The sequence below is a fragment of the Slackia sp. genome, assembly GCF_977041755.1.
In genome coordinates this window covers 1-11,000 of sequence record NZ_CDRRGL010000063.1, presented here as the reverse complement: position 1 = coordinate 11,000, position 11,000 = coordinate 1, and the positions used below count along the sequence as shown (strand labels likewise).

Sequence of the window (11,000 nt, the reverse complement as noted above, 5' to 3'; positions counted from 1 at the left end):
ACGTTGACTTCGGCGAACCCGAAGGTCTCGAGACCATGGGCGATCTCGTGGAATACGTGGACAACCTGTAATTCCAAGCAACTTTGCGACGAAGACCCAGCTCGTTAGGCTGGGTCTTTCAGTTTTGTGTTCGAAATATGGTTGGCGTACGCCGTTTGACGTACGTGATTCAACGCCGTTGTTACGAAAACGTGCGCTACTTCTTCGAGGGCATCGCGCGGTGTTAGAGTTCGATTCAGCAAAGGACGAACTCACGAAAGCGAGTGGTTGAGATGACCGACGAGAATAAAAACTTCCCTGGTTCTGTTGAGCCCCGGAACGCTCAGGTTCCGCAGCCCCAGCAATACCCGCAGGGCGCATACACCGCGCCTGCGCAGAATCAGCAGCCCTATGGCCAGCAGGCCTATCAGCAGCAGGCGTACCAGTACTCCGTATATGCCGCACAGCAGGCAAGCGAGGCTCAAAACAAAGCGAACGCCAAAGCGGCTCACAAGGCTGACTCCAACATGAAGGCGGGCCTCGGTAAAACGTTCGCGGCGGGCTTTGGCGGCGCCGCGCTTGCGTTGGTGCTTGGCGCTGGCGGGTTTGCCGGCTACAGTGCGCTTACGGGTGGTGACGGGGGTTCGACCACGCTTGGCTCCACGACAAGCACGGTGATTTCTGCTTCTCCCGATGATTCGGGTGATTCCTCGACGCTTGCCGAGCAGGTGGCGCAGAAATGCCTGCCCTCGATTGTGAGCATCGACATCTATACCAAGAGCTCGTCTTCGAGCTTGATGAATGGCTTCGAAATGCCTGGAACCAACGACGATTCCACGCTTACCAATACATCGCTCGGCAGCGGCGTCGTGATTTCGAAAGATGGATATATCATCACGAACAACCACGTGGTCGAGGGCGCTGACGCCATTAAGGCGACCGTGAATGGCGTGGAATACGACGCGAAGGTCGTGAGCAGCGACTCTTCGAGCGACATCGCGGTGATTAAGGTCGATGCCGACGATTTGACGCCGATCGAAATCGGCAGCTCGTCCGATTTGCAGGTGGGCGAGTGGGTCATGGCGCTTGGCAGCCCGTTCGGTTTGGAAAACTCGGTGTCGACCGGCGTGGTGAGTGCATTGCAGCGTTCGAATACCATGCAAGACTCCACCACGGGCGAAACGGTGATTTACCCGAACATGATTCAGACCGATGCGACCATTAATCCGGGCAATTCGGGCGGTGCGCTGGTTGATTCCCAAGGCAAATTGATTGGCATTAACTCGATGATCTCGTCGTACTCCGGTTCTTCTTCGGGCGTCGGCTTTGCGATTCCCATCGATTACGCGATCGACCTTGCCCAGCAGATTATCGAAGGCAAGACGCCTACCCATGCCCAGCTTGGCGTTTCTATGGCGCAAATCAATTCGCAGATGGCGACGTATTACGATTTGGCCACCGATGAGGGCGTATACGTGGCCAACGTCTATGACGGAACTGCTGCTGCCGATGCGGGCATTCAGAAGGGCGACATCATCGTGTCTTTCGATGGCCAGAAGGTAACGTCGCCTTCCGAGCTCACGATTGACGTTCGCTCGAAAAATGTCGGCGACAAGGTTGATGTCGTTGTGAATCGCGATGGCGAAGAAAAGACTATTACCGTGACGCTTGGCAGCGATGAGAACTCGATGAGCTCGAATAGCGGTTCGAGCAACGGCTACGGCTCAGGAAACGGCTACGGCTCGGGTGATGGCTACGGCTCTGGTAACGGGTACGACTATGGTTACGGATACGGTTACAACGGTGGTTCGGGCAATGGTTCTGGGTTAGGCAGATTGTTCTAGAACGACGCGGCAAGGTTTTTCGGTTGGCTTGCGTTTCTCTTGTGAGTTGGCCGAAACCGCATGAGTTGAACGCTCGTATGTTCTCAACAAAATGGGTGGCTTCCACGATGGAGCCACCCATTTTTTTCTGTCGAGATATGCGTTCAGGAACCTGTTAAACGCTACGAGCATTTAACAGGTTATTGCGGCGTTTGCCAGTTCGCGGGTTGTCCTGCCATGCCGGCGCGAATACCCTCGATAATTACGAGTAGGCCCTTTTGGAACGAGGTCTCGGAATAGCCTTCGGCGACGGTTTGGCGCCAGCGCTCGTTGAAGCGCGGTTGTTCGGCGGCGGGGTTCGCTTTGCCTGTGAGCATGCCGGGGACGCGCGATGTCGTCGCAAAGCGCGCCGCATCGGCCTCTGCCTGCTTGCGCGCCGCTTCGGCTTGCTCGATGCGCAAATTTTGGCGTGCACGCAATGCGAAGCCCGTAAGATACGAGTCGGTGATGGCGATGAGCTGCACGGCGATATCTTCTGGCATTCCTTGGCCAAGATAGATAAGGCGCAGCTCGAGCATGTAGGGTTCGATGCCGGGCCCGACGCACGGGTCGCACATGAGCTCGGCGAAATGCGGGGAGGAAACGAAGGCTCGACGCAGCGAGAGGGTTGTGCGAATGAGCGTGTCTTCCCAGCGTTCGCCTCGCAGCGCGCGGGTGTCGACCGTTTTCAGAAAACGTTCGACCACTTCATTGAGCAAGCTCTCGCGCGAGGGGATGTAGCCGTACAGGGCCATGGCGCTTACGCCAAGCTCGTTGCCCAGCGCGCGCATTGAGCAGCCTTCGGTGCCCTTGTTGGCAATAAGATTGAACGCGCACTGCACGATCTCGTCTTTAGTGAGCGTTCCTTTTTTGCGTTGTTGCTTTGCGTACGCCACAGGTTTCCTTTCTCTGCTCGGCTTATGATAAACGGTTTTCTATACGATGTATAGAAAACCGTTATCACAAAGAAAGATCCTATTTGTTCATGGCATGCCGCATGGATCTATTGCGCGATGAGGCTTCCGAGGCGCATGCAATCGGCGCTCGCGTCATCGTCGGGATAATCTTTCGCGATAACCGAATCGACCACAACGAGCCCCGCTTCTTCGGCGCGCTGCTCCCACAGCTCCATCCATTCGCCGTCATTCCAATCGTACGACCCGAACAAAGCGACCCGTTTGCCTTCGAGCAGCGGCTCAACGGCATCGTACATGGGCAAGAATTCGGTATCTTCCAGTTCTTCGTCACCCATTGCCGGGCAGCCGAAGGCGTATGCGTCGTATTCGTCGATGCGCTCGGGGCCGAAATCCGTGGCGTTGATAAGATCGGCGTCGCTGCCTTTCGCGCGAACGCCCTGTGCAACGAGGTCGGCCATGGCCTCGGTGTTTCCGGTTCCGCTCCAATATACGATTGCGATTTTGCTCATGGTGTCTCCTTTTGGTAGTGAGTGCTTGTCTTCTATGCGTCGCTGAAAGCGTTTTCGCTGGGTTTGGGTGGGCTTAGCTGCAGCGTAGCTCGTGAATGTGCTTGGCCGCGCCTGACGGCGAGGCAAGGCGCCTACACTGCGGCTCGCGCCATATCGAATATGCTTACCGCGGCGCCGCTTCGGGTGTCGGCAAGGGCTTCAAGGGGCGCTCCTTGCGCGTAAAGCGCCTGGAATTCTTCCGTACAACGGCGATTGCGCTGGAATGTTTCAAGGGCGCTCTGCGGTTCCGAATACGCTTTCCACCCGCCGCAGGCGAGATACCCTGCGCCTTTTAGAGCGATGAATCCCGCCACATCGGCTGGAGGGTAGCCAAGAATGAGCCCTATCTCGTGCGGGAATGCCGATTCGCCTTGCGTGGTTTCGAGTTCTTCTCGCGAAAGCGCGGCTTTTGCTCGGCACTGGCAAACGTGATTCGGACCATGGTCGTGGTGGTGGCCCGTGGCACAGCAAGGAACGAATTGTTCGGGTTTGGGCGCGGGCGCGGTTTCGCAATTCGTTTGGTCAAGTGCTGCGCGCGATGCGTCAGCAGCTTGGATGCGGCGCTTGATTTCAGATACAACGCCTTCGGTGGAAAGGTCTTTGAATCCACTCTGCGTAAGCAGTTTGCGGGCGTGTTCATTGCTCAGAGCGCCCTCGACGAGCTTGGGGCGGAATACCAAAAGCAAAACGCCTCGAGCGCGGTTTGCAAGGGGTTCCACGCGAAGATGAAACCCGGCAAGCCTTGAGGAGATCTCCGCGATGGCCGAGCTCGCTTCCTCTTCCGTGAAGTTTGCGGTGCGATAGGTGAATAGATTGGCGGGCTTCATGCCTGCGAGGGTAGGGGCGGCGTGGCGCACGAGCTTTGTTTCAAGATCGCGAACCGCCATGCCCATCGCTCGCGAATTGGGGCGCTGCGATGACTCAAACGAAATGATGGGTGGCAAAACTCCTCCTATCAAAATGATTCGTATGCAAAAGGCAACCGCTTTCTGTAAGCAGTTACCGATGGCTAACAAATAGTGCTTATACCGTATGACCGGCCTTTCGCCAAGTACATTTGCGAAAAAAGTTAATTAAGGGATACAAATCGAGCAATGAATGGCGGCAATTGCGAAGGAGAGCCGCGATTCTCTTTCCGAATCTCGCGCGTTTCGTGCGTTTGCCCCAAGGAAATGCGGGTTCCCTCGCTTTAGCTCTCAAGAGTGGGATATCATGAAACGGTTATGCGAACAGCCAACTTTGCAAGTTTTAATGGAAGGGCGGAACTCCATGGTTTCACGCATCTACGTTGAGAAACGACCCGGCTTTGACGTCGAGGCGCGCCAGCTCGCGGGCGAGCTGCGCACGATTCTCGGTATCGACGGGCTTTCCCGCGTACGCTTGATCAATCGCTATGACGTTGAGGGCATTTCATCTGAACTATTCGACCAGTGCGTGCCTACGGTATTCAGCGAGCCGCAGGCCGATGTCGCAACGGCCGAATTGCCTGTTGAGGGCGCGACGATCGCCGACGACGGAAGCGTGAGCGCTCCTGCGGGCGTGGCGGTGTTCGCAGTGGAATTCCTGCCTGGCCAGTTCGACCAGCGCGCCGATTCTGCAAGCGAATGCGTGCAGCTCATTAGCCAAGGCGAGCGTCCCGATGTACGCTCTGCCAAGGTGTACGTGCTCGAGGGCGAGCTTTCCGCCGCCGATGTTGATGCCATCAAACATTACGTCATCAACCCGATTGAAGCCCGCGAGGCATCTCTTGCGCCGCGCGAGACTCTGCATATGCAGGTCGTGAACCCCGATCCCGTCGAAGTCATTGACGGGTTCATCGACCTCGACGAAGCGGGCTTGGAGGCGTTCCTTTCTGAGCGCGGCTTGGCGATGGATTTGGCCGATATCACGTTCTTCCAGAGCTATTTCCAAAAAGAGGGCCGCAACCCCACCATTACCGAGGTGAAGGTTGTCGACACTTATTGGTCCGACCACTGCCGCCATACCACGTTTGGCACCGAGCTTACCGATATCGCCATCGATGACGCCTGCGTGCAGGCCGCGTTCGACAAATACCTTGCCATGCGTGCCGAACTTGGCCGCGAGCATAAGCCGGTGTGCCTTATGGACATGGGCACCATTGGCGCGAAGTATCTCAAGGCCAAGGGCATTATGAAGAATGTCGATGAGTCTGAGGAAATTAACGCCTGCACGGTGAAGGTGACCGTCGACGTGAATGGTGAAGACGAGGACTGGCTGTTCCTCTTCAAGAACGAAACCCATAACCATCCCACCGAGATTGAGCCGTTCGGCGGCGCGGCAACGTGCGTGGGCGGAGCGATTCGCGACCCCCTTTCGGGCCGCAGCTACGTGTACCAGGCCATGCGCGTGACCGGCGCGGCCGATCCCACGCGCCCGGTTTCCGAAACGCTGTCGGGCAAGCTCCCGCAGCGCAAGCTCGTGACCACTGCTGCCGCCGGCTATTCGAGCTATGGCAACCAAATTGGCCTCGCGACCGGCCAGGTTCATGAGCTCTATCATCCCGGTTATGTGGCCAAGCGCATGGAAGTCGGCGCCGTTGTGGGCGCGACTCCCGCAAACCACGTGCGTCGCGAGTGCCCGGCTCCTGGCGACAAGGTCGTGCTGCTTGGTGGCCGCACGGGCCGCGATGGCATTGGCGGTGCGACCGGCTCCTCGAAAACGCAGAATGTTGACAGCATCGAGACCTCGGGCGCCGAGGTGCAAAAGGGCAACGCCCCCGTCGAGCGTAAGATTCAGCGCCTGTTCCGCCGTGGCGACGCGTGCCGCCTGATCAAGCGCTGCAATGACTTCGGTGCTGGCGGCGTTTCCGTTTCCATCGGCGAGCTGTGCGACGGCTTGTCCATTGATTTGGACATGGTTCCCAAGAAATATGATGGTCTCGATGGCACTGAGCTGGCAATTTCTGAGAGCCAGGAGCGCATGTCGGTGGCTTTGGCCGCCGAAGACGTGGACGAATTCATCGGCTACGCGCACGAGGAAAATCTCGAAGCCGTCGTGGTTGCCACGGTTACTGAAAGCCCGCGCTTGCTTATGACGTGGCGCGGCGATGCTATCGTCGATATTTCGCGCGAATTCTTGAATTCCAATGGCGCACCGAAGCACCAGGCCGCCCATGTAGTTGCCGCCGAGCCCTATGCTCCGCATTGGGAGGGCGCTACGGTTGACGAGCGCATGAAGAGCCTCGTGACCGATTTGAACGTGTGCTCGAACAAGGGCTTGGGCGAGCGTTTCGACTCCACCATTGGCGCGGCCACGGTGCTCATGCCGTTCGGCGGCGAGCGCCAGCTCACGCCTGCGCAGGCTATGGTCGCGAAGTTCCCGGTCGATGGCGAAACGAACACCGCGAGCGCCATGGCGTGGGGCTTCAATCCCTTCATCATGGAGAAAGACCAGTTCAAGGGTGCGTATATCTCGGTCGTGGAAAGCGTTGCGCGCCTTGTTGCCGCTGGCTTTAAGCGCGATGCCGCATACCTTTCCTTCCAGGAATACTTCGAGCGTTTGCGCGACGTTCCCGAGCGCTGGGGCAAGCCCATGGCGGCTGTGCTCGGTGCCCTGGAAGCGCAGATCGACCTGGGCATTGGTGCTATTGGCGGCAAGGATTCCATGTCGGGCTCTTTTGAGGAAGGTGACACCGAAATCAATGTGCCCCCAACGCTCATCTCGTTCGCGGTTTCTACCGGCAAGGTCGATCGCGTGACTTCTCCCGAGTTCAAGGGCGCTGGCCACAAGGTGGTTCGCATCGTTCCCAACGCGTACGATGCGGCCGGCCTGGTTCCTGCTGCCGATTCGCTCAACGCCACGTTCGCGCTTGTCGAGAAGCTCATTGGCGACGGCTCGGTGCTCGCTGCGGCAACGCCGGGCTATGGCTGCTCCGCCGAGACGCTCTTCAAGATGTGCCTGGGCAACAAGATCGGCGTGGTGCTCAACGATGTGCTTTCCGCCGATGAGCTGTTCAAGCTCGCTTATGGCAGCTTCTTCATCGAGCTTGCCGATGGCGTTGAGATTCCCGCAACCGACGGCGTGCTTATCGAGCACGTTGGCGAGACCAGCGAGGCGTATGTCTTCGGCACGCTCGACGAGACGCTCGACATGGCTGAACTGCAGGAGGCTTGGGAGCACGGCATCGAAGGCGTATTCCCGTATCGCAGCGCCGCCGATGACGCCGCCGCGCACGCCAAGGTCGAAAAAGTGAACTTCACTGAGGCCAAGCCGCTTACGTTCGCTGGCTCTATCGCGCGCCCGCATGTCGTGATTCCCGTGTTCCCGGGCACGAACTGCGAATATGACACCGCGCATGCCTTCGAGCGCGCTGGCGCCGAGGCCGAGGTGTTCGTGATCAACAACCTCACGCCCGCCAAGGTCGCCGAAAGCACGGCTGCGTTGGCCGAGGCTATTCGCCGCAGCCAGATCGTGATGCTGCCGGGCGGCTTTTCGGGCGGCGACGAGCCCGATGGATCGGCGAAATTCATCACGGCGTTCTTCCGCGCGCCGCAGGTGACCGAAGCCGTGCGCGATTTGCTGCAGAATCGCGATGGCCTTATGTTGGGCATTTGCAACGGCTTCCAGGCGCTCGTGAAGCTGGGCTTGGTGCCTTACGGCGACATCGTTGACGCGACGGCCGCCGCGCCGACGCTGACGTTCAATGAAATCGGCCGTCACCAGAGCGGGCTTGTGCGCACGCGCGTCGCCTCGAACCTCTCGCCGTGGCTTTCCCGCTGCGAAGTGGGCGACATTCACACCGTTGCCATTTCTCACGGCGAGGGCCGCTTCGTTGCAAGCGATGAAGTCATTGCCCAGATGAAGGCCGCCGGTCAAATCGCCACGCAGTATGTCGATGCCGCGGGCGAGCCGAGCATGGCGCTTGGCGCGAACCCGAATGGCTCGGTGCTCGCCATCGAGGGCATCACGAGCCCCGACGGCCGCATCTTCGGCAAGATGGGGCACTCTGAGCGCAGTGGCGCCGGCTTGTACAAAAATGTGCCGGGCGATAAGTATCAACCGCTCTTCGAGGGCGGCGTGAGCTACTTCGCCTAAACGAGGCATATTACCCCTTAAAGTGCAATGGGCTGTTCTTTTGAGAACAGCCCATTTTTTCGATTCTGCGTTTTCCTAAATCAGGCGAGGCTTGGTAACGGCAATTCGCGCAAGTGTTGAAATGTTTGCCGGAAGGGGCTTATAGCGCTTTCCATGCATCCAAAGGCTGGTGGCATGGAATCCTTCCAGCTCAGACGGCGCGCATTTTATAAGGTCTACATCACAGGTGAAAAAGCTCGCCTCGTATCCTTCGCGCAGAAGTCCCTTGGCCTCGCCGAGCGCCGCTCCGCCGTTCACTGTATAGGTCTTCAGGGCCTCGAAAGCAGAGAGCGATTGGTCTTCCAGGTAAAACTCTCGCATTCCGCGCATTTGTAAATAGGGATCGACGGTTTGCACTGGTGCATCGCTTGAACCAAGCATTGGAATGCCTGCCTCGGCGAAGTCTTTCAACGGAATTTGTTGATTGATTTTTTCGGGTGAGAGGAGCCTCTCATATCCATGCAAGTATCGTTTGTCTATCCATGAGTAGCCAGGCTGGATGGTTATATAGGGCCGAAGAACGTTAATTCGTTCCCTGTCGCTGACCGAAGGAAACTCGCAGTGGTCGATGCGGTGCTTTATGCGCGCCGCACCTGGGGCATCGGGGTTGGTGACGATTGCGTCTTTTTCATTGAGGCGCTCGTAAATGCCGACGAGTTGTTCAATGGCCAACTCGCCAATCGCGTGGGCCGATACCGCGAAGCCTCGTTCGGCGAGGTTTCGAATGGTTTTTTCTAGCTTCTCCGTTTCGAAATAAAGCGAACCTTGCGATCCGTTTATATAAGGCGTTTCGAATGCGGCCGTATGCGACCCGACTGACCCGTCGAGCTCCCATTTCATGCATCCGCCGACGCGCGGCGTGCGCATGGTGGGCAGTACTCGGGAGAGCCTTTCCTCATCCATGTATTGCGGAAACAGGCGGACGTCAAGAGGGAGGCGCTTGGCGTAGTGCGCAAAGGCTTCCACTGCACGGTCGCGAGGGCCGTCGTCGGTCCCTTCGAGTGCGCATATCGTTCCGATGCCGTACGAAGCGCATGCGTTGCAGAATTCAGCGGTGCCGCGTGCTATCGCTGCAGGGGTGAGAGACCCTACCGCATGCGCTGTGAGCGTTCCGATGTTCGCATCGTGGTCGGGGCCTCTTAGAATGCCATTGTCTGCTACTTTTCCGAAAAGCCCAACCGCCTTGAGCAGGGAGGTAGAACAGGAGCTTGAGTGTCCGTCGAAATTGAGGACGAGTATCTCGCGTCCGGCGCCCCAGTCGTCAAGCTCGAAGCGCGTGGGAAGGCGGCCTTCATCGAACGTTGCGGCGAAGTAGTTGGCGAATACTGAAAGCGAATCGGGTTTTGTGTTGGCGACATGGTTGCGAATAATGCTCTCGGCTCCCGTTAAAGTATGCGGTTCGACAGAGCCATTTTCGAAATGGCATATCTCGACGGTCATAGCGTTGAAAGCGATCGCTTCCATCATATGCATATGCGAGTCAATGAGTGCAGGAAATACATGCGCGCCATGCAGGTCGACGACTTTGGTATCTTTTGCCGCGAGCTCATCTATGTTAAGTGGGCTTCGCCCACCTGCGGGCGAATCGAGTGCCACGATGCGGCCGTTCTCGACGACGATGGTGCCACAGAGGTCGTTCTCGTCTTCCATAGTATGGAAGATGGCGTTGGTGAATACCGTTTTCATTCGATCCTCCTAAATGCTCACGGCGCTTCCGACGGCCGCAATGATAAATGCTCCAGCAACGAGGATTTGCATGGGCAGGCTGCTAAGGGAGGTTGGTAGCAGCGTTTGCCCATTTTCTTTTCGACAAGCACGATAGGCAGGAACGACCAAGATGGCGATCATGACCGAGATGAGTCCGCCGACAATGCGCATAATATCAAGGAAGCTTCCAGCATTTGCGAGTACGAGGAGCAGCGAAGGCAGTGTTGCGATGAGCCAGCAGAGATTTTTATTCCAGTTGGTTTGCTCGCGTACGATATCCGACAATGCTAAAGAGATAGACCAATACGTCGTGAGCATCGCGAGTATAGTGAAAACCGAGCCGAGCACTTGCGCCCATGTGCCGATGCCTTGCGACCAGCCGATTATGGCGAGTTCGGTTACGGAAGCCGATGCAGCTAGCGAGCATCCAACAATGACGACGATGAATGCGAGATTCAGTCCAAGCCCAAGCAGGATGGCATGGCGCACTTTCGCGGGGTTTCCATTAAGCCCCTGTACTGCTTGAGGCACGCTAAAGAAAGCAACGAATGAGAACATCGCCATGCCGAAGAATGCGAGCAGCTCATTAGGTTGGCCTGCGGAGAGATTGAGCGGATTGTCGAGGTGAAACAGGGAGGCTCCAGCCAAAACGGCAATGATGGCAATGATGATTGCAATTGAAATCGACTCGGACATGCCGAGTACTTTTAATCCGAACAAGACAACTGATGCTGCGATAGCGTAGAAAACGAGCTTAGCTGCCATGGGGGAAAGCCCGGCTGCTTGCAGGATTTCTGCGCCGCCGGCAATGTATGCGGCTAAATTTGCGATGAGCACGACAACGGTAAGTGCGAAGAAAACTGCGGTTAGGACCCTTGCGAACTTTCCTTTGA

General features: G+C 57.4%; 7 protein-coding genes. 2 read left to right on the top strand and 5 right to left on the bottom strand.

Features of this window, described 5'->3' with window-relative positions:
- Window positions 1-272: 272 nt before the first annotated feature.
- Window positions 273-1,823, top strand: a complete 1,551-nt coding sequence (locus ACWI8T_RS05930; protein WP_449138289.1) for a S1C family serine protease — start codon at window positions 273-275, stop codon at window positions 1,821-1,823.
- 179 nt (window positions 1,824-2,002) lie between these two features.
- Here ACWI8T_RS05930 and ACWI8T_RS05925 read toward each other — a convergent pair whose 3' ends face one another.
- The 3 genes from ACWI8T_RS05925 to ACWI8T_RS05915 form a co-directional block, all read right to left on the bottom strand.
- Entirely contained in the window at window positions 2,003-2,737 is a 735-nt protein-coding gene (locus ACWI8T_RS05925; RefSeq protein ID WP_161957458.1) for a TetR/AcrR family transcriptional regulator, read from the bottom strand.
- Window positions 2,738-2,844: 107 nt separating this feature from the next.
- Window positions 2,845-3,267, bottom strand: coding sequence for a flavodoxin (locus tag ACWI8T_RS05920; protein WP_329933824.1), 423 nt, complete (start codon window positions 3,265-3,267; stop codon window positions 2,845-2,847).
- Between the two features lie 131 nt (window positions 3,268-3,398).
- On the bottom strand, window positions 3,399-4,250 hold the full coding sequence (locus tag ACWI8T_RS05915) for a DUF3793 family protein (protein ID WP_449138288.1): 852 nt from the start codon (window positions 4,248-4,250) through the stop codon (window positions 3,399-3,401).
- Window positions 4,251-4,575: 325 nt separating this feature from the next.
- Between ACWI8T_RS05915 and ACWI8T_RS05910 the strand changes: the two genes are divergently transcribed.
- Window positions 4,576-8,361 (top strand): phosphoribosylformylglycinamidine synthase, encoded by a 3,786-nt coding sequence (locus ACWI8T_RS05910; protein ID WP_449138287.1) that lies wholly within the window; start codon window positions 4,576-4,578, stop codon window positions 8,359-8,361.
- A 75-nt stretch (window positions 8,362-8,436) separates the two neighbouring features.
- Here the strand turns inward: ACWI8T_RS05910 and ACWI8T_RS05905 are convergent, their stop codons facing one another.
- Together ACWI8T_RS05905 and ACWI8T_RS05900 are read right to left on the bottom strand one after the other, a co-directional pair.
- A complete protein-coding gene (locus ACWI8T_RS05905; RefSeq protein WP_449138286.1) occupies window positions 8,437-10,086 on the bottom strand; it encodes an amidohydrolase in 1,650 nt (549 codons plus the stop codon).
- Between the two features lie 9 nt (window positions 10,087-10,095).
- The coding region (locus ACWI8T_RS05900; protein ID WP_449138285.1) for an aromatic amino acid transport family protein at window positions 10,096-11,000 on the bottom strand (905 nt) is incomplete at its 5' end.